27 protein-coding genes are annotated in these 24,996 nt (G+C 31.0%); 25 read left to right on the top strand and 2 right to left on the bottom strand.

The window, feature by feature from the left end:
• Positions 1–66: 66 nt before the first annotated feature.
• From gltX to PF022_RS05445, 4 genes are read left to right on the top strand one after another with little or no spacing between them, the layout of a single operon-like run.
• The gene (gene gltX, locus PF022_RS05430; RefSeq protein WP_271021456.1) at positions 67–1,380 is read left to right on the top strand and encodes a glutamate--tRNA ligase; all 1,314 of its coding nucleotides are present in this window, start codon (positions 67–69) and stop codon (positions 1,378–1,380) included.
• 10 nt (positions 1,381–1,390) lie between these two features.
• Positions 1,391–1,684 (top strand): YggT family protein, encoded by a 294-nt coding sequence (locus tag PF022_RS05435; protein ID WP_271023063.1) that lies wholly within the window; start codon positions 1,391–1,393, stop codon positions 1,682–1,684.
• Positions 1,685–1,693: 9 nt separating this feature from the next.
• Positions 1,694–3,295 carry a lytic transglycosylase domain-containing protein gene (locus PF022_RS05440; RefSeq protein ID WP_271023065.1) on the top strand — a complete coding sequence of 534 codons (1,602 nt, stop codon included), beginning with the start codon at positions 1,694–1,696 and terminating at the stop codon, positions 3,293–3,295.
• Positions 3,292–3,822 carry a DUF2726 domain-containing protein gene (locus PF022_RS05445; RefSeq protein ID WP_271023067.1) on the top strand — a complete coding sequence of 177 codons (531 nt, stop codon included), beginning with the start codon at positions 3,292–3,294 and terminating at the stop codon, positions 3,820–3,822. Before PF022_RS05440 ends, PF022_RS05445 begins: the two co-directional genes overlap by 4 nt.
• Before the next feature lie 5 nt (positions 3,823–3,827).
• Here PF022_RS05445 and PF022_RS05450 read toward each other — a convergent pair whose 3' ends face one another.
• Both PF022_RS05450 and PF022_RS05455 read right to left on the bottom strand, forming a co-directional pair.
• Positions 3,828–5,810, bottom strand: coding sequence for a motility associated factor glycosyltransferase family protein (locus PF022_RS05450; protein WP_271023070.1), 1,983 nt, complete (start codon positions 5,808–5,810; stop codon positions 3,828–3,830).
• 54 nt (positions 5,811–5,864) lie between these two features.
• The gene (locus tag PF022_RS05455; RefSeq protein WP_271023071.1) at positions 5,865–7,445 is read right to left on the bottom strand and encodes a flagellin B; all 1,581 of its coding nucleotides are present in this window, start codon (positions 7,443–7,445) and stop codon (positions 5,865–5,867) included.
• Positions 7,446–7,598: 153 nt separating this feature from the next.
• Between PF022_RS05455 and PF022_RS05460 the strand changes: the two genes are divergently transcribed.
• The 21 genes from PF022_RS05460 (at position 7,599) to PF022_RS05560 (ending at position 24,992) form a co-directional block, all read left to right on the top strand.
• Positions 7,599–7,763: a hypothetical protein gene (locus tag PF022_RS05460; protein ID WP_271023073.1), complete on the top strand. Its 165-nt coding sequence runs from the start codon at positions 7,599–7,601 to the stop codon at positions 7,761–7,763.
• Positions 7,764–7,881: 118 nt separating this feature from the next.
• Positions 7,882–8,967, top strand: a complete 1,086-nt coding sequence (locus PF022_RS05465) for a radical SAM/SPASM domain-containing protein (RefSeq protein ID WP_271023075.1) — start codon at positions 7,882–7,884, stop codon at positions 8,965–8,967.
• A gap of 43 nt (positions 8,968–9,010) precedes the next feature.
• Positions 9,011–11,308: a hypothetical protein gene (locus PF022_RS05470; RefSeq protein WP_271023078.1), complete on the top strand. Its 2,298-nt coding sequence runs from the start codon at positions 9,011–9,013 to the stop codon at positions 11,306–11,308.
• Positions 11,309–11,312: 4 nt separating this feature from the next.
• Entirely contained in the window at positions 11,313–13,589 is a 2,277-nt protein-coding gene (locus PF022_RS05475; protein WP_271023080.1) for a hypothetical protein, read from the top strand.
• The gene (locus PF022_RS05480; RefSeq protein WP_271023081.1) at positions 13,580–14,524 is read left to right on the top strand and encodes a 4Fe-4S cluster-binding domain-containing protein; all 945 of its coding nucleotides are present in this window, start codon (positions 13,580–13,582) and stop codon (positions 14,522–14,524) included. Before PF022_RS05475 ends, PF022_RS05480 begins: the two co-directional genes overlap by 10 nt.
• The gene (locus tag PF022_RS05485; RefSeq protein WP_271021444.1) at positions 14,521–15,615 is read left to right on the top strand and encodes a radical SAM protein; all 1,095 of its coding nucleotides are present in this window, start codon (positions 14,521–14,523) and stop codon (positions 15,613–15,615) included. Before PF022_RS05480 ends, PF022_RS05485 begins: the two co-directional genes overlap by 4 nt.
• Before the next feature lie 8 nt (positions 15,616–15,623).
• Positions 15,624–16,724, top strand: coding sequence for a radical SAM protein (locus PF022_RS05490; RefSeq protein ID WP_271023082.1), 1,101 nt, complete (start codon positions 15,624–15,626; stop codon positions 16,722–16,724).
• Between the two features lie 9 nt (positions 16,725–16,733).
• A complete protein-coding gene (locus tag PF022_RS05495; protein WP_271023083.1) occupies positions 16,734–17,210 on the top strand; it encodes a class I SAM-dependent methyltransferase in 477 nt (158 codons plus the stop codon).
• Position 17,211: 1 nt separating this feature from the next.
• Positions 17,212–17,439 (top strand): hypothetical protein, encoded by a 228-nt coding sequence (locus PF022_RS05500; RefSeq protein ID WP_271023084.1) that lies wholly within the window; start codon positions 17,212–17,214, stop codon positions 17,437–17,439.
• Positions 17,436–18,209 carry a transketolase gene (locus PF022_RS05505; protein WP_271023085.1) on the top strand — a complete coding sequence of 258 codons (774 nt, stop codon included), beginning with the start codon at positions 17,436–17,438 and terminating at the stop codon, positions 18,207–18,209. The genes PF022_RS05500 and PF022_RS05505 overlap by 4 nt, the downstream gene beginning before the upstream one ends.
• The gene (locus tag PF022_RS05510; RefSeq protein WP_271023086.1) at positions 18,206–19,075 is read left to right on the top strand and encodes a transketolase family protein; all 870 of its coding nucleotides are present in this window, start codon (positions 18,206–18,208) and stop codon (positions 19,073–19,075) included. Before PF022_RS05505 ends, PF022_RS05510 begins: the two co-directional genes overlap by 4 nt.
• A complete protein-coding gene (locus tag PF022_RS05515) occupies positions 19,076–19,738 on the top strand; it encodes a class I SAM-dependent methyltransferase (RefSeq protein ID WP_271023089.1) in 663 nt (220 codons plus the stop codon).
• An 8-nt stretch (positions 19,739–19,746) separates the two neighbouring features.
• Entirely contained in the window at positions 19,747–20,229 is a 483-nt protein-coding gene (locus PF022_RS05520) for an O-methyltransferase (RefSeq protein ID WP_271023090.1), read from the top strand.
• A gap of 35 nt (positions 20,230–20,264) precedes the next feature.
• Positions 20,265–20,471 carry a hypothetical protein gene (locus PF022_RS05525; RefSeq protein ID WP_271023091.1) on the top strand — a complete coding sequence of 69 codons (207 nt, stop codon included), beginning with the start codon at positions 20,265–20,267 and terminating at the stop codon, positions 20,469–20,471.
• 1 nt (position 20,472) lies between these two features.
• Complete coding sequence (locus PF022_RS05530; RefSeq protein ID WP_271023092.1) at positions 20,473–21,537, top strand: radical SAM/SPASM domain-containing protein; 1,065 nt, start codon at positions 20,473–20,475, stop codon at positions 21,535–21,537.
• 8 nt (positions 21,538–21,545) lie between these two features.
• Positions 21,546–21,674: a hypothetical protein gene (locus PF022_RS05535; protein WP_271023093.1), complete on the top strand. Its 129-nt coding sequence runs from the start codon at positions 21,546–21,548 to the stop codon at positions 21,672–21,674.
• The gene (locus PF022_RS05540; protein ID WP_271023094.1) at positions 21,674–22,504 is read left to right on the top strand and encodes a radical SAM/SPASM domain-containing protein; all 831 of its coding nucleotides are present in this window, start codon (positions 21,674–21,676) and stop codon (positions 22,502–22,504) included. Before PF022_RS05535 ends, PF022_RS05540 begins: the two co-directional genes overlap by 1 nt.
• A 9-nt stretch (positions 22,505–22,513) precedes the next feature.
• Positions 22,514–22,663: a hypothetical protein gene (locus PF022_RS05545; RefSeq protein WP_271023095.1), complete on the top strand. Its 150-nt coding sequence runs from the start codon at positions 22,514–22,516 to the stop codon at positions 22,661–22,663.
• A gap of 18 nt (positions 22,664–22,681) precedes the next feature.
• Positions 22,682–23,467, top strand: coding sequence for a radical SAM/SPASM domain-containing protein (locus PF022_RS05550; protein WP_271023096.1), 786 nt, complete (start codon positions 22,682–22,684; stop codon positions 23,465–23,467).
• 8 nt (positions 23,468–23,475) lie between these two features.
• Positions 23,476–23,658 (top strand): hypothetical protein, encoded by a 183-nt coding sequence (locus PF022_RS05555; protein ID WP_271023097.1) that lies wholly within the window; start codon positions 23,476–23,478, stop codon positions 23,656–23,658.
• Positions 23,655–24,992: a radical SAM/SPASM domain-containing protein gene (locus tag PF022_RS05560; protein ID WP_271023098.1), complete on the top strand. Its 1,338-nt coding sequence runs from the start codon at positions 23,655–23,657 to the stop codon at positions 24,990–24,992. The genes PF022_RS05555 and PF022_RS05560 overlap by 4 nt, the downstream gene beginning before the upstream one ends.
• Positions 24,993–24,996 lie beyond the last annotated feature (4 nt).

Raw genomic sequence — 24,996 nt, forward strand, 5'->3', positions numbered from 1 at the left:
TCTTCTTTATTTTCTTTTGCTACTTTCTTTTGATAAAATTACAAAAATCCATAATTAAGGTTATTAATGCTTCGTTTTGCACCAAGTCCAACAGGTGATATGCACATAGGTAATTTAAGGGCTGCTATTTTTAATTATATAATTGCTTTACAAAAAAAAGATACATTTCTTTTAAGAATCGAAGATACAGATATTGAGCGAAACATAGAGGGTAAGGAAAAAGACATTATGTTCTTGCTAACACTATTTGGCATAAAATGGGATAAGTTTATTTTTCAAAGTGAAAATTTCCCTAAACATAGGCAATTAGCAGAATATCTGATATCTAAAAATAAGGCTTTTTATTGTTATTGCACTAAAGGGTTTTTGGATAAAAAAAGAGAGGAAGCAAAGGAGCAAAAGAGGGCTTTTAGGTATGATGATTCTTGGGCGGAATTGGAAAAAGATACAAATAAAAATCCAGTAATACGACTTAGAGGTGCTAGTAGTGATATAAGCTTTAAAGATAGCATAAAAGGTGAGCTAACATTTAAAAATGATGAAATTGATAGCTTTGTGATTATTAAAGAAAATGGGATTCCTACTTATAATTTTGCATGTGCCATTGATGATATGCTTTTTGATATTGATTGCATAATTAGAGGTGAAGATCATGTAAGTAATACACCAAAGCAGATTCTAGTTCATAGAGGTTTGGATTATAACAAAGATATAGAATTTGCACATCTGCCTATAATCTTAAATGATGAGGGTAAAAAAATGAGTAAAAGAGATAGTGCCTCAAGTGTGCAATGGTTGCTTGATAGCGGGTATTTGCCTCAAGCAATACTAAACTATCTCGTGCTTTTAGGAAATAAGACACCATGCGAGGTATTTACACTAAAAGAATGCGTAGAATGGTTTAGATTAGAAAATGTAGCAAAAGCACCAGCCAAGTTTGATATTAATAAGCTGAAATTTTTAAATAGAGAGCATTTTAAGTTATTAAATGAGCAGGATTTAGCAGTATTGCTTGGTTATAAGGATTCTAGTATTGGAGCGTTAGCTAAGATATATTTACAAGAAGCAAGCACCCTAAATGAGCTAAGGGATAAAATAGATAGAATCTTTGCTAAAAAATCACTAATAATACAAGATGAATTTAAAGCAGAATTTGGTGATGAGGTTGTGATTTTGCAACAAGAGATTCTATCCTTAGAAAATGTAGAAAAGTTAAGTTATGATGAGTTTAAGGATATATTGATAAAAGCTACGAATCTAAAGGGCAAAAAATTCTTTAAACCTTTGAGATTCTTGTTAAGTGGGAGTGATCATGGACCAGAGATTTGCGATTTATTTGCTGTTGTTAAGTATTATTTAAAAGATATAGTTAGAAGCTAAAGGAGTAAAAATGGTTTTAAGCACATTAATAGACGCTATTGCACAAATTTTAAGCATGATTATTAATATATATGTGTGGATTGTTATTATTTCTGCATTTGTGTCTTGGTTTAGAGTTGATCCATACAATCCCATTGTGCAGATTTTATATAAGCTAACAGAGCCAGTTTATGCGATGCTTAGAAGGTTTGTGCCAACTACTATTTCAAATGTAGATATAGCACCTATTATCGTAATTTTGGTTTTGAAGTTCATTGATTTATTTTTAGTTAGGCTTTTATTCCATCTTTCAAGTAGTTTTTAAGGATTATGTATGAAAAAAATATTGCTTGTTTTTTTTATTTTTGTTGGTTTTGTAGTCGCAAAAGATATAACGCTAGATTATTTAAAGTCGCAACCTACTGGAATCTCTAGGGACTTTTATATTTGGCTATTTTTGCAACAAGATATAAAACCTAAAGAGGCTAAAGAAGCTTATGATTTAGCTTATAAAAAGAATGCAAAATTATTTGGTCTTTTGTATAAAAAGGGAGATAATAAAACCCTATCAAGAACAACAATTTGTCAAAGAATGGAACTATCAAAACTAATAAAACAAGATTCAAACTGCATAGCATCTGCATTAACGCTAAAGAATGCTGAAAAGCTAGATAAAAACACTCTAATATCACTATCAAAAAAGATAAAAGAACAAAATAAAACTCTATCAAGGAATCTAGCAATAATGGCATCCACCAATCCATTTGGTGAGTTAATAAAAGGAAGTGCAGCAAATTTTGGCAATTTTTATTTTGGTGTTAGTGCAAAATATAGAGCTAAATTAAATAAAGAGATTCCAACTGCTACTTTGATTAAATATATACACAGCAAAAATACTACATTTTTTAGAGCCATGAAACACGCAATAATCAATCAATCGTATATAAATTTACATGCTTCGTTTTTGAATTTAAAGGTTAGCGATGTAGCAAAATTTTTAGATAGTGAAGATTTATTTTATTTGGGGTTAAATGCGATTAAATATGGAGATAATAAAGATGCATTAGAATATTTTATGCTTTCAAGCAAGAGTGCAAAATATAAGATAAATAAAAATAGGGCACTATTTTGGAGCTATATGGCAAGTAAAGATATGAAATATTTACAGGAATTAAGTTTGTCTGATTCTGTAGATATATATACTATTGCAAGTTTGGAATTAACTGGAATGAAGCCAAGCTATGAGATACATTATGATGTAAGCACAAATGATACTAAAGCTTCATGGGATATTACAGATCCATTTAAGTGGGTTAGTATAAGAGATTCTAAAAATAAGCAAAAATCAATACAAGCAGTAAACCATAGCAATACAAAAGCTCATTATCTATGGCTAAATAAGCAAAAAGGTATAGAATATTTTCTAATGCCTTATAAAGATGTGTTTGGAAAATACTCTAGCGATAAACAAGCTTTGTTGTATGCACTTGGGAGACAAGAGAGCTTGTTTATACCAACTGCAATTTCAACTTCATATGCCTTAGGGCTTATGCAACTTATGCCATTTAATGTAGTTGCGATTTCAAAAGAGCTTAATGAAAGTGATAAGATAGGATATTTAGATATGTTTAATCCTGCGATTAATGTTAGATATGCAGAGTATTTTACTCGTCCATTAATAAGAGAGTTTAATAATCATCCATTATTTATTTCATATGCTTATAATGGTGGTCCTGGTTTTACTAGGAGATTCTTGGCAAATAATGATGTCTTTAAAAAATCAAATCCACTAGATCCATGGTATAGCTTAGAGGTTATCCCTTATGAGGAAACTAGGCTTTATGGAAAGAAAGTTTTAGTAAACTATATTATCTACCAAAAAGCATTTGGCAAGGAATTAAAGGTAAATGATATTTTAAAGGAAACTCTTAGATGAATGAAAAAATAAAAGATGCTATAAAAGATATAAAAGACAACATACATGCTAAAGAAGTGGAGTTAGCAAAACTAAAAAGTGAATTATTTGAGTATGAAAATATATTAGATAACCTTAATAAATCAGACGCAGCAAAAATTGATTCTAAAAAATTTCTGAATGATGAAGAGTATGAAGTTTTATCATCTTTAGTTCGTGTTTTAGATACAAGCAAGTGTTTGGTTGCCCCTCAAGTTAGTATGAGTTCTTTTTTGAAGTCAAAAGTAGATGATTGGTATTTGTATAATAAATTTTATGTTGATTTTTTAGTGTATGAGAAGAAAAATAGGAATCCATTGTTTGTTTTAGAATATTTTGGTGGTGGTCATTTTGGCACAAATAAACTAAGGGTGCAAATGAGAGATGAGGTAAAAAAGAAAATACTTCAAAGTGCAAATATACCACTAGTTATAATACATGAAAAAGGTGATATAGCTAAGATAGTTACAGGTAATTTAAAAAATCTAGCTACTTTTATAAAGCAATAAAGAAGTTATTCTTCTTGCTTTTTATCTCCTTTTGAAAGAGTTCTTATATAAGATTCTTTATAGAATTTCTCAGGGATTTTCATCCAGTTTTTTGCTTCTTCTTTTACTACTTCAAGTGTAGCGTCCATTCCGCCTGCAAGGGAGAAAAGCCAAAATTTATGTGCATAAAGCCAATCAATTTGTTTGACTTGTTTTTCTATTAGATTATTTACAGGTCTTACTATTATTTTTGCAAATTCTAATTCTTGATGAACTATGTATGATTGCACCGCATCGGAGAATGCCTTTATAAATAAATCATCTTGGAAATATAGCTTTATATCATCAATTTCATCTAGAATCTTTTCTAGTTTTGTCCAATTGATTTTTTCTAGTTTGTTTTCTTTGTTTAGTTTTTCTAATTCTTCTGTCATTTTGACTACTTTTAGGAATGTTTTTTCTACACTTTTTTTCTTTTTGTAGCCGAATTCTAGGAATTCTTTGACTTTAGATTCAATTTGTTTTGTGTTTTCTTTTATTTTTTCTTTTGTTGGAGATTGTAATTTTATTTGCTTCTTTTTATCCTTTGTAACCAAACTTAATGAATCTCTAAAAGATAGTTCTCTTGTGCCATGGATTCTAGCTCCACCTTCAGTTGAGTTTATCACATCTAGCGGATATGGTGTATCTGCAATATCTTTTTCAAAGAAGTTTAAAAACATCTTCCACACAGAAGTCGTCTCTACATATCCATCACCACCATATGCTTCTATTAGAATCTTATCTCCTATGTTTTCTTTTTGTTTGTATTGAGATTCTTTTTCGCCAAAGATTGCGTCTTTTGAGTGAGTTTTACCATCTATTGAGAATGATAAATCTTGTCCTATAAATATACATCTCTCAAATCTGCTTAAAACAACTATTTCATAAGCCATATTTGCAGCACTCATACCAATCCCAGCATATCCATATTCTTTTAACTCAAAGAATCTTGTGTATCCAAATGGTCTCATGCTAAAGCTTTTTATACCATTGCTTATAGAGTTTGTCGTGTCTTCATGCACTATGCTTGTAATGGCAAAAATCACATTTTCTTGTGCTTCTTTTGGTGTTTGTTTGTAGAACTCTGCTGTCTCTTTTACCCTCTCTAGTGTTGTTACTATATCAGGTTTTATCCCATGCTTGACTAAAATAGGAAAAGACGCATCAACGCTAATTATTGTTACATAATCTTGATATTCTTTTAGAAGCTCTAGTTGCTTATATAAAGAAGGTCCAGTTGATACTATTATTGCAGTATTTGTATTTTTTGCATTCTTTATAAGCTCTAGTAGTGATGGAGTTTCTATCATCTTTGGCATGTTTGCTACATGGTGCTTGATACCTATTAGAGAATCTGTAGAATCATTCCCAACAGCTACTACATGGTGTTCTAAGCTACGAGTTAGAATGGTGTTTATAAAGAGGCATTCTTGAGAGTATCTACCATAGTAGTTATTGTAAATATGAAGATTATAGATTCTAGAATAAATCCATTGTCCCTCTTTTACTAAATATTGATCTAGTTCGCCAAAAGATGAAGTTTTAGTCCAAAAAATTAGCAATCTTTCGTCTAAAATATCTTGTTCAAAATCCGCAAAATTTAAAGCTATGTATATTAGTTCTAATTCAGGCTCGAATATAAAAAGTTTTTTTAATGATTTATTCTGCAATAAAAGCTTAAAAAAGATACCATTACCTATACCAAAAAAATAAAAAAATGGATAGAGTTTTAAGGATTCAAACTCTACTATTTTGTTTTGCACTTCATCTAATGGCTCATTTTGAAATAGTGCTACTTGATCTTCTTTGTCATATATATTGATATTTAGTGGATCTTCACCAATAAAAACTTCATATTTTTTGTTTGGTTGCAATAGTCTTAATTGTCCTGCTAGTAGAGGATTTTTTTTAGCCAATGCACTTAGATTCTTTTCTAATCTTGGGTTTGTTATTTCTGAATTAGACATATTTCTTCCTTGAATTTTGCGTTATGTAGATAACTAGAAGCCAAAGGCTAATAGTTATTGCAATAGTTTTAAGATGTTGTTTTGCACTTGGTTTGCTTGTGCCATTGCAAAGCTACCAGATTGTGCTAAGATATTAGTCTTAGAGAAGTTTGCTGATTCTTCTGCAAAGTCTGTATCTCTAATTTGAGATTCTGCTGATTTTACATTTACTTGAGTAACAGTTATATTGTTAATTGTTGCTACAAGTTGTTGTTGCACAGAACCTAAGTCTGCTCTAATTCTATCTAAGTGTTCTTGTGCACTTTGTGCCATATCCATAACTGCCATAGCACCTTCTAGGCTAGTTACGCCAGCACCAATACCATTTTTATTTACAAATCCAACTGCTACATTTGCATTTGCACCGATTGCAGATGCTACATTTGAATCAAACTCACCATTTACACTTCTTAGATTTACAGTGTATTGTGCTAACCCAGAGCCTTGTTGGATATTAGCAGCACCAGAGTGAAGACCTATTGTTGAGAAGTTTGTTCCAGATACTAAAATATCTCTTGCATTAAGCCTAATTAGTGTTAGTCTACCAATAATTGCATGGTCTGTTCCAGTGATACCAATGAAAGAGCCTGTACCTACAGGTGCACCAGCACTATTTACGCCATTTAAAACCTCTTCGCCATCATCTACTTGCACAGAAATTGCCCTACCATCGACGCTTGTTAGTTGCAATGCACCAGAGATACTCAAAGATGCTTGAACACCGGTTCTTTCTTTTTGTGCATTAATTGCATTTATTAGTCTTCCGTCCATATCATTTTTTTGGACATCATTTATGTCGCCTATTTTGATACCATTTATAACAAGTCCCCTAACAGTTCCACTAGCAATTGCTCCACCACCTTGACCCATAACATTCCAAGTAGCTCTAACGCCTAGTTGATCTGAGTTTTTATTGATTGCTTCTGATAATGCTCCAAGACCAGTTCCAGCAGAAGTAGAAATCTTTACAGATTCTATTGCATAATTATTTGTTCCATCCGTATTTAAGAACTTTAGTGTAACTTCACCGAGTGAGCCAGCACCACCACTAACTGCCATTTCAGCACTTGTTTCATATCTAACATGTCCTATTTTGTGAGAGTTTGTAGGTTGAATTGAAGCTTTAACCGTTGTGTTTGAGTAAGCACCAATTTGGAATTCTTTGTTTGTAAAAGCACCTGATAGCATTTGTTGTCCATTAAAGCTTGTAGTATTTGCTATATTATCAAGCTCCTCCATAAGTCTTAGAATATCACTTTGAAGTGCATTTCTTGTAGTTGTTGTTTGACCATCTTGAGCTGCTTGAGTAGCCTTAGTCTTAATTGTATCTAGAATCTTTATTTGCTCATCCATAGCTTTATCGGCAGTTTGTATCATACCGATTGCATCATTTGCATTTCTAGTAGCTTGACCTAGTGCTGCTGCTTGAGATCTTAAGCTATCAGCAATCGCCATACCAGAAGCATCGTCTGCTGCTTTATTAATTCTCAAACCAGAACTTAATTTTTCTAGCGACTCTGCCATATTTCTGTTATTTACAAGACCAGAAGTATGTGCATTTAACGCATTGACATTTGTGTAAATCCTATAACTCATTATGCATCCTTTGCAATTTAAATTTTCAAATCTGATATAAGCAATTAGTATTCCAGTTTTGTAAATTTTGCATAAATATAAAGATTTATCGTTGTTGAAGTTATTCGTGGCTATCATTATATTTTATGATCTTAAATTATAAAGGAGAGGTATTTGAAAATAGTAAAAATTGGAAGTGGTATATTGCCCAGCGATGTATATATATTGGAAAATATTGTTCAAAATAATATAAACATTACAATTGTTCCTAGTTTCTATTCCAAAGAATTTTTAAATATTCTAAATAATTTGCGGGGGGGGGGGGATTTTTGTTTTTAGTTTTGATCTAGAAGAATTAAACTATGTTGATCTACATAATCTTTCAGTAATACTTAAATCTAGTGAAAATACATATATGCCTTTATCGTATCCTAACGAATCTTTTGGGGAGAGATTGTTGTTTAAATTAGTAGATATTGATGATTTGTATAAATATAAAATAGAATATGGCTATAAAAATGGATTTTTTTCAAAAGAAATTCGAAATAGTATGCACAAGATTGGTAAAAATACTACAAAAGAGCATTATTATGAGATTCGAAAATTATATAATCTATCTAGTAATTGGAATGTTATTGGTAATGTATTTCCAAATAAATATCCAAATTTAATATACATAGGGCTTATAAATAATTGCAACGCAAGTTGTAATCATTGTCCTTGGTTTAGTAATATTCATGCCAAAGATAATGTTACTAATTATTTTACACATACTACAAAAATAGATGATTTAAAAGTTTATGAAATAATTGATTTTGCTATTAAGAGCAAGAGCAAATTAGTATTTTCAGGGCCTGGTGAGCCACTTTTAGATGAAAGAATATTTGATTTTATAAAATACGCAAAAGATGGTGGAGTGAAATATATATCTGTGCCTACAAATGGGATATTATTAGATTTAGCAACATTAAAAAAGTTAATTAATCTAGGGGTAAATGAAGTGAGTATGGGAATATATTTTTCTAATGGAAATTACAAAGATGAAAAAGCACTAGATAATATGAAATTTCAAATTTGTAAAAATTTACAATTTTTAAAAGATAATAATTTTGATATAAAATGCAAACTATTTGTATTATATGAAATTGAATTTTATAAAGAAGCATTGGATTTTATGCTTGAGATTTCTAAATTTAGAGATGACTTTTGCGTAGATTTATATAATCCAAATGATAAATATTGGGAACAAAATGGATTTAATGCTATACCAAATAAAAGACATAGCTGTGGGTTTATTAGCTCTAGTTTGTATGTTCTGCCAGATGGAAGTGTAACTAAATGCGAATTCCAAAGAGGTATGTTGGCTAGTAGGGATGTAAAATTACTTAGTTTTGGGAATATATATAGCCAAACGATAGAAAATATTTGGAATAGTAGTTTGCATAGGGATATATGCACACGGCATAAAATCGGAGATAATAAAGAAGGTATGCTTGATGTATGCAAGATATGTAAATCATCTTGGTGGAATGAAGTGTATTAAATTTAGCTATAATCTTTCCTAAAATTTTTTGGGAAAGATGTTAATGGAATTGCAAGAAGAAGAAATAATAAAGAGGCTACAAGAATCACAGAGTAAAAAAGATCTAAATAATACATGTATGTTGCTAAGAGCTTTTGGCAAGGGTTGGCAGGAGAACTTAGAAACGCCATTAAAAGAACAAATAGCACAACTATTGCAAGATAAATCTTATGAGATAATTTTTAAAGGTGGTGATGTACCAGATAGGACTATTTTATGGGCTTATGGTATTTTTGATTGTGCGAGAGACGATGAGCGGTTTTTAAGTTATGTTGATTTTTGCAAACCTTATATTAGAGATACTTCTTTATCTTATTATGAAAGATTGTTATTTATTGACTATGCAAGTGTCGCTATTATGCTTAGTGGAGATAGAGAAGGGGCTGTTAAATTTTTCTTAGAAAACATAATGTTTTTAACTTTAAATGATTATTATATTGCTGATTTGAATGATTTTGTTCTTACATTTTTGTATTACTATTATATACCTATTGAGTGGATTTTGGAGATTCAAAGGAAGAATCTAAGTGATGAAGTGTATTTTAGCCTTGATAATACAACAAGGAGAAGTATATTTTTATGGTCTATGCACTGCTTTTGGAACACTAGACATTATTTTAATAACCTGAAATGGATTGATAATTATGAAGTATGGTTAAATGTGTTAAGAGAGCTACTAAAAAGAGGTGAGCTTGATGAGGCTATGTATGTTGAGTTTTACATCTATCATATTTATGGAAATTCATCACAATATGCAAAAATGTGGGAAAAATATAATAATGATGTAGTAAAGTTAGTAGAGCATTATTTTGTGGAATTTGGCAAGACATTGAGACAATGTAAGAAAGAGATAAGCAAAAATGGCAAAATAAAAATAGCACTTCTAAAAGATAGGGTTGTGCTAAATTCTCCTACAAAGGTTGATTATTCATTTTGCAAGGCATTAATGGAAAATGAAGAATTTAGTAAAAAGTATGAAATTAATATATATTCTCTAGCGTATATACAAAAAAGTGATGATGACCCAAAAGTTATGCAGGACTTTAATGTTATAGGGGCACACGCACTAAGCCCTGCATATCCGTTAATAAAGGAGCATAGCTATTATGTATCTCATTTACAGAAGGCATTAAAAATAAGAGATTCAATAATTAATGATGATATAGATGTGATAATTACTGAAGGAACTAATGATGCATCTGATTTTATTCTAGCTACAAGAAGTGCTCCTTTGCAAATTTTTTGGAGTCATGGGAATGGATACTATGATATAGAGGGTATTGATAAGAGAATAAGTCATTTCTCTCCTGAATCTCCATATAAAATAGAGCAAGTCCATGTGCCTATGGATAGAGATAAATTCTACAATCCCCAAATTGATGAAAGTCTAATAATAAAAGAAAAAGCAAAATATCCTATAAAAAACGATACCGTTGTGCTTGGTGTTATTGGTAGGCTTGTAAAAGTTGATAGTGATGAGTATTTGGAGACTATAGCAAAGATTCTAAAAGAAAATCAAAATACTATTTTCATTGCTGCTGGAAATGGAAATGAACCTGATATTAGAAAAAAGGTTGAAGCATTAGGAGTTAGTGATAGATTTTTTATGCCCGGCTTTGTTAATCCTCATGTGTATGGACATATAATTGATATATTCTGTAATACATTCCCTTTGGATCAAGGTGAGAGTTTTTCTGAGTTTTTAGCAAAAAGGGGTGCATTTTTGAATCTGCTAAATAGAGAATGCACATTTAGTGGAAAGTTAAGAGAATTAAAACTTGGTAAAAAAGTATTAGTATATTGTGATAACTTAGAAGAGTTTAAGCCAAATGTTTGCGGGTTTGATGAATTTATAAAGACGGATTGTATTTTTGTTACAAACAAGAAATTAAAAGTGTGTGATGATATAAGAGATAGAGTGTATGTGGCTGATATTAGCAATGAAGATATGGAACTTTTGGGTGATTATAAGATTCATGTAGTGGGTGATTGTTTTGAGCATTTAGGTGGGAATTTTGTCTGCGAAAAAGAGCTTATATGGTGTGTATATCACGCAAAGAATCTTAGATGGTGGAAAGAAATGGCAGATAATATACAAGAATATTATATAGATGGTAGTTATATTGGTTGGTGTTGCAGTGCGTTTAGTAAGGAGCAATATATAAAAAAGGCAAAATTTTTAATAGAAAACAAAAAGGCAAGAGATAAACTTGGGGAATTTTATGGAAAACATGGAGTGTTGCAAACAAACAAATTCCAGCAAGAATTAATTAAAAAATTCACACAAATAATTAGAGGCTAGAATTATGGAGCTAACAAAAATTATTTATGATATAGAAACTTTAGATAATGAAGGATTTATAAAGCTTTGCTATTTTATTAGAGATGGTGGGGAGCTAGAGGAGCAAGTAAGGTTTCAAATAGCAGAAGCCTTACAAAAGAGGGCGTTACTCGAGTTGCAAAACAACAATACAGTGGAGTTTAATTTATTTTGGAGCTATGGTGTATGTCGTGGTATAAAGAAAAATAAACTATTTAAATCATATATCCAAAAATATAAAAAAGCACACGCACATACCAATATAGATAAGCTACAAAATTTGATTTCTATTACTATCTTAGAGATTCTAAGTGGTAATGGAGAGGTTGCTTTAGAATCCTTTGCAAAAGAGTTAATGCTAGTTAAAATTGATAATAGTGTTTCTAATTTGCTTTTGTTTGTTTGTGAATTTTTCACTTGTAATAAGATACCTATAGAAGTATTTCTGAGAATCCTAAAAGAAACGCTAGGAGAATTTTCTAAGCTTAATAATGAAGAAAAGAGGAGTGTATTAAACTGGACATTGCAGTGCTTTTGGAATGTAGGACATTATATTGCTCATAGATCTTGGCTAGATATATACCCTATGATGAAAAGCATCCTTAGTAAAGCTCTAAAAGATTCCAATCTTGCTTTATCGTTGTATTTGGAATTTATTATTTATCACATCTATGGAAACTTAGCCACTTGTGGTGATGATTGGAAAAAATATAATGATGAAATAACAAAATTAACAGAATTTTATTATAAGCAATATGCAAAAAATCTAATCCCATGTAAAAAACAAAAAGCTAAGAATGGGAAAATAAAAGTAGCTCTAATAAAGGATAGAATTGTATCTAACTCACCAAATAATGTAGAGTATTCTTTTATAAAGGCATTGTTAGCCCATAAAGATATAGCTGATAATTATGAATTTAATATTATCTCTCTATCATATATTGAGAAAAGTCAAGATTCTTTAGAGTGTATGCAGGAGTATTGTAAACTTGGCGTTGATGTATATCTGCCAAGCGCATCTGTTGTGAATGACGATATATGTTACCACTCTCATCTGCAAAAGGTACTAAAAATAAGAGAGAGTATTTTAGATATAGGAATAGATATAGCTATATTTGATAATAATCTTCCTATATCTAGCTTTTTGCTAATTAGTAGATGCGCTCCTTTGCAGCTCTTTTGGAGTCACGGGAATGGATATTATGATATAGAAGGCATTGATAAGAGAATGAGCCATTTCTTGCCAGAAAGCCCTTATAAAATCAATTGGATAAGAGTGCCTATGGATATGGAGAAATTCTATAATCCAAAAGTAAATGAGGAACTAATAGTTGCAGAGAGGTTAAAATATCCAATTAAGAAAAATACGATAGTTCTTGGTGTTATTGGTAGGCTTGTAAAAGTTGATAGTGATGAGTATTTGGAGACTATAGCAAAGATTCTAAAAGAAAATCAAAATACTATTTTCATTGCTGCTGGAAATGGAAATGAACCTGATATTAGAAAAAAGGTTGAAGCATTAGGAGTTAGTGATAGATTTTTTATGCCCGGCTTTGTTAATCCTCATGTGTATGGACATATAATTGATATATTCTGTGATACATTCCCTCTAGGACAAGGAGAGAGCTTGGATGAGTTTTTAGCTAAGAAGGGCGTATCTGTAAGCTATGAAAAAAGAGAGTATCAAGGACCAATAGAATTAAAAGAGCTAAAATATGGTGATAAAAGCTTGGTATGGGTTGAGAATTTAGAAGAGCTAACACCAGAGGTTGCAGGATTTAGTGAATTATTAGAATCTACTAAGGAAGATTATGAATATGGGCAAATAATCTTTATCTACAATAAAAAGGGAATAAAGATTCATAAAGATATAAAGCCGTATTCAATGTATGTAAAAGTAGGTACCAAAGATATGCTGACTTTTGCTGATTTTACATTGAAAGTTGAAAATGGTGGTTTTACATATATTAAAGGTTATCGTTTGCTTCCTAAGAATATTCCACTAAGTATTGGATATGCACAAAATTTAACATTGCAACAACAAAAAGGCTTTAGAGAAATTGCTAAGAAATATTATGATGTAGAAATTTTTGGTCAAGGATATACTAAAGAGCAGTATATAGAACTAGTTAGCACATTAGTAGCAAATAAAAAAATATACAAAAGAAGAGGCGAGAGAACTAAAAAAATAAAAGAAATTTATTATAATTTCGCACTAAAAGAATGCAAAAAAGGATTTTTAGAGGTGATAAATTGCAAATAGAAAACATTTATATTCCGCCACACTATAACTATATAGCTTTATTTTTAACGCTTGGGTGTAACCTATCTTGTTCTTATTGTATAAACTTAAATGAAGAGGGTTCATCTAGAAGTTCTGTTAGCAAAAAACAAATAAAACCACATGAGTGGATAGAGTTTATAAACAAAATAAAACTGCTTGATGAAAATGGCAAAGAAAGAGAAGATATACCGCTTACATTTCAAGGTGGTGAGCCTACTATGTATAAAGGATTCTATGAAGTTGTAAATGGAATAGATTCGCATTTCAAGCTTGATTTGCTAACAAATTTTATGTTTGATGTTGATGAATTTATCTCTAAAGTTAATTCTTCTAAATTTACAAGAGATGCAAAATATGCTGCAATTAGAGTTAGCTATCATCCTGGGCAAAATGATATAGATGATTTGATTATTAAGCATCACAAAATGCGTGATGCTGGATTTTATGTTGGAATCTATTCTGTTGCTACACCACAAAATCTAGAACATATAAAGGAGATTGAATTTAAGTGTAAAAATGAAGGCATTGATTTTAGGGTTAAAGAATATCTAGGCTTTGATGGCAAAGAATGGCATGGAACATATAAATATAAAGATGCAATAAGCCAAAAGATAGAGAAATATTGTGAGTGTAAAACCACAGAATTAATTGTTGGGCCTAATGGAAGTGTGTATAGATGTCATTCTGATTTGTATGAAAATAGAACACCTATTGGAAGTATTTTGGATTCTAGATTTAAAATAGAAGATATTTATCGTCCTTGCTATGTTTATGGACATTGTAATCCTTGTGATATTAAGGTTAAGACAAATAGATTCCAAGAGTTTGGTCATACTTCAGTGAGTATAAAAAATATTAGAGAACTAAAAGATAATGAAAGAGAAGCATTAAATAGAGGGAATTTTGGAATATGAATGATGTATTTAGAATAGATTCTCACAAGTTATTATTTCACCCTATGCGTGTATCAAAATGGTTTGAATCCTTTGGGGAATGGGAGAAGGAAAAAGAAATATATCCAATATATGTGGAAGTCTCTCCCTATGGAGCATGTAACCATAGATGCACATTTTGTGGTGTGGATTATATGGGCTATAAAAACATAAAAATAGACCTTGAAATTTATAAAAAAACAATACAAGAAATGGGAACTCTCGGAGTAAAAAGTGTGATGTTTGCAGGTGAGGGTGAACCATTATTGCATAGAGATTTGGATTTAATGATAGAAGCTACAAATAATGCAGGAGTTGATGTTGGAATTACTACAAACTTTGTCCCTTTAAAAAAAGAAAAATTAGAAAGAATTTTAAAAAACACAACTTGGATAAAAGCTAGTATTAATGCAGGAAATGCAGAATCTTATGCAAAGATTCATAGAACTAAAGAAGATGACTTTTATAAAGCTTTGGATAATTTAAAAGAAGCATTAAAAGCAAGAGAGCAAACAAAAAGTAATTGCACAATAGGTGTGCAAATGTTGCTTCTACCACAAAATTATAAAAGTACAATAGAGTTTGCACTTACGCTAAAAGAAGTTGGAGTTGATTATTTGGTTGTTAAGCCATATTCTCAACATCTCTTTAGCAAAACTAGAGAATATGAAGGATTAGATTATAAGGAATATTTATTTTTAGAAAAGAGTTTAAAGGATATTACTAGTGATAAATTTTCGATTATTTTTAGAGCAGATACGATGAGAAAGCTAGATGGAAATAGAGATTCTTATAAAAAGTGCTATTCTACACCGTATTTTTGGGGATATATAAGTGCTAATGGTGATGTGTATGGTTGTAGTTGCTATTTAAGCGATGAGCGATTTTCCTATGGAAATATCAATAAAAGTAGCTTTAAAGAAATTTGGCAAAGCCAAAAGAGAAGAGAAAATATAGCATTCATTCAAAATGAGCTTGATATTAAAAAGTGTAGAGTAAATTGTAGAATGGATTCTATTAATAGATATTTGTGGGAGTTAAAACACCCAAATTCTCATGTAAATTTTATATAGGAATTATTTTGAAAAACTTTATTTTAGATTCACATAAATTGCATTACCACTTACAAAGAGTAGCGGAGTTTGAAAAAAGAGGAGATTGTTATCCGATATATATGGAAGTTTCTCCTGTTGGGCTTTGTAATCATAGATGTATTTTTTGTGCTTATGATTATATTGATTATCCAAATAGACATTTGGATAAGGATAGGTTTTTAAGCTTTTTAGATGAGGCTTCATCTTTGGGGATAAAAAGCATCCTTTATGCAGGAGAAGGAGAGCCACTAATCCATAAAAATATTGCAGAGTTTGTAGAAAAAAGCAAAGAAGTTGGAATTGATTGTGGAATGTTTAGCAATGGAGAGCTATTAAGTGAGAAATTAGTGCAAAAACTATTGCCTAATTTGACATTTTTGCGTTTTAGTTTCAATGGTGGAGATGCACAAACTTATGCAAAAATTCATAAGCCAAGTAAGCGTAATACCTATGCGTGGGGGGGGGCATTTTTAATGGATAAAGTGCTAAAAAATATCGAATATGCTACATCTTTTAGAAATAAAGAAAAGTTAGAAGTTGATTTAGGTTCTCAGTTTGTGCTTTTAAAGGAAAATAAGGATTCTTTAATTTCTGCTATTTCTAATTTAAAAAATGCTGGAGTTGATTTTGTTTCTGTGAAACCTTTTGTGTTTCAAAATGAAGAGCAAAAATATGATAAGAATAATGGTTTTATATTACTTGATGAGATAAGAGATTTAATAAAAGAAGCAAAGAGTTATGAAGATTCAAACTTTAGTGTTATTTTTAGGGAGAATGCTTTTTTAAATAAGGAAAAAGAAAGAAATTATTCACATTGCTATGGTTGTAATTTTATTACAACACTAAATTCTGCTGGAGATATTGCAACTTGCCTTCCTTATTGGGATAAAGAGGAGTTTGTGTATGGAAATATTTACAAAGAAAGTTTTTATGAAATATGGAATGGAGAAAAAAGAAAAAAAATAAAAAGATTCTTAGAAAATGATCTAAATTGTAAGAAATGTCCTACAAATTGTCGTCCAAATGCTATTAATGAGTTTTTGGACGATATTTTAAATAAAGATGTAAAGCATAAAAATTTCATATAGGAGTCAGTTTTGGATAAAGTTACTAAGGGAAAATATTTTAATAGAATTGTAAAAGAATACGATGAAGGTCAAGTTGCTCAAATGGGGTATATGAGCTCTTATGCTTATTTTAAGCAACCAATTAGACTTGCATTAGCTGTAGCTAGATATAAGTTTGTATCTAAAATGTTCAGTGGATATGATAAGGTTTTAGAGCTTGGTTGTGCGGATGTATTTTATTTTGCGATAGTAGCTGATACGGTTGGTCATTTGGTAGCTAGTGATTATGATCCAGTTTTTATTGATCAAGCAAAACAATTAAACCGCCCAGAAAATATGACACTAACTGCACTTGATTTATCTCAAATGCAAGATGAATTTGGAGCTTTTGATGGAATTTATGCATTAGATGTGTTAGAACATATTCCAAAAGAAAGCGAAGATATGTTTATGAGAAATATACTATCTAGTTTAAAACCGCTAGATTCTGCGGGGGGGGGGGGGTAATTTGATACTTGGTATCCCTTCATTAGAAAGTCAAGTATATGCAAGTGAGGGTTCAAAAGCTGAACATGTAAATTGTAAGAGTGGCGAGGAGTTTAAGGAGTTTTGCAAAAAGTATTTTCATTCTGTGTTTGTCTTTAGCATGAATGATGAGGTTGTGCATACTGGGTTTTATCCTATGGTACATTATCTTTTTGCATTATGTGTTTGTCCTAGAAAAGGTAATATATGACAGATATCGCAAAAGAAATAAGAAAAACACTATTAAAATTAGCAAATCAAGCAAGAGGTCCTCATATAGGTTCTGCTTTAGGCTGTGTAGATATTTTTAGTGCTTTGTATTTTAAGGTCTTAAGATTAGACCCTTATGAAAGCAGAGATATATTTTTACTCTCAAAAGCACACTCTGCTATGAGTTTATATTCTACGCTTTATCACAAAGGATTAATGAGCGAAGAAATGCTTTTTTCTTATTATCAAAATGGAGGCACACTTCCAGCGCATACAGATAGAAATACGCATAAATACATAGAAATATCAGCAGGTAGCCTAGGACATGCACTGCCTATGGCTATTGGAATGGCTATGGCTTTTAAAAAAGATAAACAAGATAGAAATATTTATGTTCTAATGGGTGATGGTGAAATTCAAGAAGGAAGCATTTGGGAAGCACTTATGCTTGGGGCAAAGTTAAAGCTAAATAATATTGTTGCATTAATTGATAGAAATGATTTGCAAGGCTATGGTAGGGCTAGTGAGTTACTAGATTATGAACCGCTAGAGGATAAGTTTAGGGCATTTGGTTGGGATTGTGTGCGTGTAGATGGGCATTGTGAAGATTCTATTATACAAGCTATAAATCTCAAAAAAGATAAGCCTTTATGTGTGATATGTGATACTACTAAGGGTAAGGGCGTTAGCTTCATGGAAGATAGGCTAGAGTGGCATTATTATTTGGTTACTGATGAAATTTATGCTAGAGCATTAGAGGAGCTAAAATGAGAAATACAATTGCTTCATGTATTATTGAGGTAGCAAAAAAAGATTCTAATGTTTTTTTAATTAGTGGTGATGCTGGGCTTGGTGTATGGGATAGTTTTAAAGAAGAATATAAAGAACAATATATAAATCCAGGGATTAATGAATCTTTGTGTGTAAGTATGGCTGCTGGTCTTGCTATGCAAGGGAAGAGGGCTATTTATTACAATATTGCCCCGTTTGTGATTATGCGTCCTTATGAGCAAGTTAGGCTTGATATTTGCTATCAAGAACTACCTGTGATCTTGGTGGGTACTGGAAGTGGTCTTACTTATATGCCAAGTGGAATGACACATTATGCGCTAGAAGATATAGGCTTAGCTTTAAGTATGCCAAATTTAGATATTTTTTCCCCATGTGATCCGCTTGAGGTTAGAGCTTGTTTTGAATATGCATATAAAGGTAGTAAGCCAAGCTATATAAGAATCCCAAAAGCAGGTGAGCCAAACTTACACAAAAGTGAAATTACTGATATTTCAAAATTGCAGTTTTTGCTAAAAAATAATAGTGAAATTTTAATCCTCTCTCATAGCTCCATAGCACAAGAAGCACTAAGAGCAGGTGAGATTCTAGGTTGTGATGTGGCTACCAAGCCATTTATAAATAGCTTTGAATTTAATTTAGAGGCTTATAAATATATTTTCGTAGTAGAAGAGCATTTTAGTTATGGTGGCTTAGGGACATTTTTGAAAAATTACACAAATGCAAAGATTGAGATTCTAGCAGTAAGTAATAAATATGTGCATTTAATAGGGAATTGCGATTATGGAAGAGAATATTTTGGTATAGATTCTAAAGGAATAGTAAAATCCATAAAAGAAAGGCTTTAAATGGGAAGAATGCTAAATATTTTTACAAAATTACACAAAAAGACTGCTAGAGATTATGTAGCAAGAATGATGGATTCTAAAATAGAATGTATGGAAGTAGCAAAGAGATATGATGAATCCTTTTGGGATGGAGATAGAAGATATGGCTATGGCGGATATAAGTATGATGGTAGATGGGAGGTTGTGGCTAGGGATTTAATAGAAATTTATAAGCTGGATAATAATAGTAAGATTTTAGATGTGGGTTGTGGTAAGGCGTTTTTACTCTATGAGATAAAAAAGATGCTTCCAAATTGTGAGGTTGTGGGGTTTGATATTTCAGAATATGCAATAAACAACGCAAAAGAAGAAGTGAAAAACAATCTTTTTAAATTTAGTGCTAAAGATCCATTTCCATTTGGAGATAAGGAGTTTGATTTGGTTATTTCGCTAGGGGCTTTACACAACCTTTCTGTATATCATTTAAAAAATGCCTTTAGTGAAATGGAGAGGATTGCACAAGATTCTTATTTTTTGGTTGAATCTTATAGGAATAATAAAGAGCTTTTTAATTTGCAGTGTTGGGCATTAACTTGTGATAGCTTTTTTTCTCCTAGTGAGTGGATATGGCTTATGGGTGAGTTTGGCTATAGGGGCGATTATGAGTTTATATATTTTGAATAGGAGAAATTATGCAATATAAAATGAGTGATAGAATAATGCCAAATCAAGAACCACTTTTGGAGTATTATAAAGAAGATAAAGAATCGTTAAATGATAGAATTTTTGCAACTTGTTTAAAATACTCTAAAATAGACAATAGAGATTCTAGTTTTAAGTTTCATAAAGACTTCCCAGAGCAACAATACATGGGTACAGATCCAATAGTTAGAAAATTTCAGAGCATTTTAATATCTCAAATACAAGCTAAAAAAGTGCTAGAAATTGGGACATTTGTAGGAATGGGAACTATAAATTTAGCTAGAAGCGTTGGTGAGAGTGGAAGTGTAACTACTATTGAAAAATTTAGTGAGTTTGCAAATATTGCTAAAGAAAATTTTAAACAAGCAGGATTAGATAATATTACACTCTTAGAAGGCGATGCGTTTGAAATCATACAATATCTAACCTCTGAGAGAGGGGGGGGGGGGGATTATATGACTTTATCTTCTTAGATGGAAATAAAGAGCATTATTTTGATTATTTTAATATGCTTTTTCCTAGATTGAGGGTTGGTGGTATTTTGATGATTGATGATGGATTTTTTGTCGGAGATATCTTAAATGATGAACCACAAACGCAAAAAGGTAAAGGTGTTAAGAAATTTTTAGAATCTCTTTTAAAAAGAGATGATGTAAATTCTTTGTTGCTTCCGCTTGGTGCTGGAAGTTGCATTGTTACAAAGCTTAGGAGTTAAATTGGGATTATTATATACAAAATATAAAGTATTTCATTATAAAGATAAAATAGATTCGTTGCCAAAAGATAAGGAGATAACCCCTCCTGTGCATATAAGGATAAAGCCTACTAATGCATGCAATCATGATTGTTGGTATTGTGCTTATAAGGTATCTAATTTACAACTTGGTAAGGATATGGTTGAGAGGGATTATATACCAGAAGATAAAATGCTAGAAATAATTGATGATTGTGAGAGCATGGGTGTTAAGTCTATAACATTTAGCGGTGGTGGGGAGCCATTAGTTTATAAATATATGAAAAGCACACTACAAAGACTTGCAAAGAGCAATATTGCTTTTGCTACACTTACAAATGGTGCAAAGTTAAATGGAGAAATAGCAGAGATTTTTGCGCATAATGGAACTTGGGTTAGAGTCAGTATGGACGGCTTTAGCAATGAAAGTTATAAGAAATTTCGTGGCGTTGGGAAGGCAGAGTTTGATAAAATTATTAAAAATATGGACGATTTTAAGAAACTTGGTGGAAGTTGCTATCTTGGTGTTAGCTATATTGTTGGAGCTGAAAATTATAAAGAAATTTATAATATGGCAAAAATTTTAAGTGATATTGGTGTGGATTCTATGAAAATATCCCCTACAATTACAAGCAATGATGGAGAAGAGACAAACAAATATCATAAAGAGTTTTATGAGAGTGCTAAAGAGCAAATACAAAAGGCAAAAGAATCTTTTGGTAAAGATTTGGAGATTTATGATTCATATCATTATCAGCTAGGTAGCTTTGAGAAAGACTATAATTGGTGTCCTTATTCTCAAGTGCTAATGGTTATTGGTGCGGATTTAAATATTTATCCTTGTCAAGATAAGGCTTATAATTTAGATGAAGCATTGCTTGGAAGTATTAAAGATATATCTTTTAAAGAGTGGTGGTTTAATAATAAAGAGGCATTTTTTAAGGTTGATCCAACTTGTGTGTGTAATCATCATTGTGTAGCACATGAGAAAAATAAAATGATTTTAGAATATTTAAATGCTGATAAGAAGCATTTGGGTTTTGTGTAGGAAATGGTATGATAAATGAAGAATATATATTGAATAAAATCTCTGCGGGGGGGGGGGGCGAAATCTATCCTCTTTTAGCGTATTTCCTGAATATTTGCAAATTGAAACCACAAATGATTGCACCGCTAGATGTGTAATGTGTGGTATCAATGAATGGAAAAAGAAAATAAGTGGTAAGTTTATGAGCGATTCTTTGTTTTTTAAAATTGCTAATGAGGTTTTAGAAAATAAAGATTTTGTAAAAAAGGTTGCGTTGTATCTTGGCAATGAGCCACTGCTTGATAAAAAGCTCGAAGAAAAGATTTTGTTTTTTAGAAATGGTGGAATAAATGTAAATTTCTCTACCAATGCTTCTTTGATGAATAAAAGCCGTGCTGTTTCTATATTAGAGAGCGGAGTAAATCATGTTAATTTCTCTTTTGATGGGCTTGATAAGCAATATTATGAATCCATGAGAAAAGGATTAAGTTTTATAGAAGTTCTTGGAAATGTGCTAGAATTTATAAATTTAAGAAATTTAAAGCATTATAAAACACAAGTTAGAATTAGTATTATTAAAAATATAAATTATATTGACGATATTCCTAATATTGTTGATTTTTGGAAGAGATTTTTGGATTTTCAAAATGGTGATAGCATAAGGATTGATGAGTTATCTATAGATTTACAACAAAGTGGTAAAATTGCACATGATATAGAATATGATAAAGAGCAACAAAGAATTTATAATGCAAAAAATAAGCCTTGCTATACCTTGTGGAATACAATGGGGATAAAGGCAGATGGTAGCATTGCTTTGTGTTGTATTGATCAGTGTAGAGTTTATAAATTAGGAAATTTGAATGAAACAAGCATAAAAGAAAACTGGCAAAATAATAAAATTAGAGAATCTTTTAAGGCGATTCATATAAAAAGTGGTCGAGGTGGAATTGAGTTTTGCAAAAATTGTATAGCATGGATTAACTAAGGAGTAAAAATGACAAATAAAGAATTTATATTAAACCGCATTACCGCTACGGGGGGGGGGGATTTATTAGATGATTTCCTCTCTTTTCCTAGATATGTGCAAATAGAGACAATACAGAATTGTAATGCTAGATGTGTAATGTGTGGAATAAATGAATGACATAGAGAGACAAACAAAATGAGTGATTCTTTATTTTTGAAGGTTTCCAACGAACTTTTTGAATATAAAGATGTGATTCAAAGGGTTAGCGTCTTTTTGGGTGGAGAGCCACTGCTAGATAAAAAGTTGGCAGAGAAGATTTCTATTTTGAAAAATGGTGGCATTAAAAATGTATTTTTTACCACTAATGCTTCTTTGATGGTTAAAGATAGAGTATTGGAGATTTTAGAGAGTGGTATTACACAGATTGATATCTCGCTTGATAGTCTTAAAAAGGAAATCTATGAAAAGATTCGTGTTGGGTTAAAATTTGATGAAGTAATAAATAATGTCTTAGGTTTGATAGAGTTAAGAAATAGTGGTAATTTTGATACTAGAATAAGGATAAGAATTACCCAAATGGATTGTAATGCAAATGAAATAGAAGATTTTCGAAAGTTTTTTAAAGATAATTTTAAAGAAGGCGATAGCGTGTATTCTAAAAATCTAAATACATTTTTCATGGAAGGTGAGCTAAAAGATGATGTGAAGCAATTTACAGGGTTTAGTAAATATAAAAGTGATGAGTTTATATATCCTAAACTTCCATGTTATACACTATGGAATACCATGATAATATTAAGTGATGGCAGGGTTGGATTGTGCTGTGTAGATATGGGTAGAAATGTTATCTTAGGCGATTTGCGTAAAAATACTATAAAAGAGGTGTGGCAAGGAGAATCTTATAAGAAAATAAGAGAGATTCATCTGAAAGATGGTAGAGGTGCAATGAAAGAATGCACAAATTGTGCAACTTGGATATAAGGAGAAATATGAAAACAATAATAGTAAATTTTAAAAATAAGACAGGTGTAAATAGCGTTATCGATACTCTAAATTTAGATAAAAGTTTAAATTTAGAAGAATTTTGTGTAAATGAGTTTTTTGGTGATTTTAAGATGGCTATTGATGAGCTAAGAGAATGTCAAAATTCTCTGCGGGGGTGGGGCAATTGATAGCCTTTAATTATCCATTATTAGAAGCAGAAGAGCAAAAAGTGTGTGAAAAATTTTTCAATGATTGCTTAAAGAGTGAAGATAATTTATATTACTATCCAAAACCAAATGAATATGTTGAAGTAGATGACTTTGCTTTCTTTTGTTTAAAAAAAGATTTAACACTAGATGATTATTATATTGAATCTCTTTATAGGAATAATCTATTAGATGTGAGTTTAAGAAATAAGATTCACCCTATTTTAAGGGAGATTTTGGGCATAGATTCCAAGGTGTATAAGAAAGTTATTTTTAAAGAATCTAGAAAGCTTTTTAATCTTTCATATTCTTTTAAGCCTTATGATATCAATAAAGATATACTAACAAGAGATCTAACAAAGAATCTAAGATATTTTTATAAAGCACCAGAGACAATAGGAATCCAGCTAAACAATACTTGCAATCTTTCTTGCATTATGTGCCATTACCATTCTCCAGTGTATAAGCCAACTCAAAGTACAGAATTTTTTAAAAGTCCTATTAAACTAGATTCACAAGTGGTAAAAGACGCTATCCTCTATGCTTCAAAAAATGGTTGTGTGGTCGATTTTACAGGACCGGGAGAGGTGCTATTAGATGATAGGATTTATGATTTTATAAAGTTTGCTAGAGATAGTGGAGTGAAGAGAGTTGGATTTACAAGTAATGCTACTTTATTAACAAAAGATAGAAGCAAAAAGTTAATAGATAGTCAGATTTCATATATACGATTTAGCATAGATGGAGCTAATGAGAAAACATATAAAGAGATTCGTGGTGCTAGTTTAAAAAAGGTGGAAGAAAATGTAAGAGAGTTCATAAGATATGCTCAAGTTTCTAGAAGCAATGTTGAAATTAACTTAAATTGTGTGCTTGTGGAATCTAAGGGCGTTAAAAATGAAATGGACTTATTTATGGAGAAGTGGAAAGAATATTTACCATATATTAATTATGTAAATTTTTCTAATGAAATGTTTTTAGATGAGAAAGGATTTCATAAAGAAAAAATGCCAGAAAATAGATATGTATGTCATTGGCCATTTTTTAATGGAATGTATATAGCACCAAATGGTAAGGTTAGTATTTGTTGTGCCATGCAGGCTACTTATGGCAGAAGCGAAGTGAGTGTTGGAGATGTATATAAAGATACTTTAGAAGAAATATGGAATGGAAAAACCTTAAATGCCTTAAGAAAAGAATGCCTTACACAAAAATATGAGAAGTTTAAAATTTGTCAAAGTTGTATTGAATGGGCAAATAATAGAATGGAAGATGATGGAAGTGGTAGAAATAATGGGATTGTCCATCGTAAATAAGGAG

Source organism: Helicobacter sp. WB40 (assembly GCF_027859275.1).
GTDB lineage: Bacteria > Campylobacterota > Campylobacteria > Campylobacterales > Helicobacteraceae > Helicobacter_D > Helicobacter_D ibis.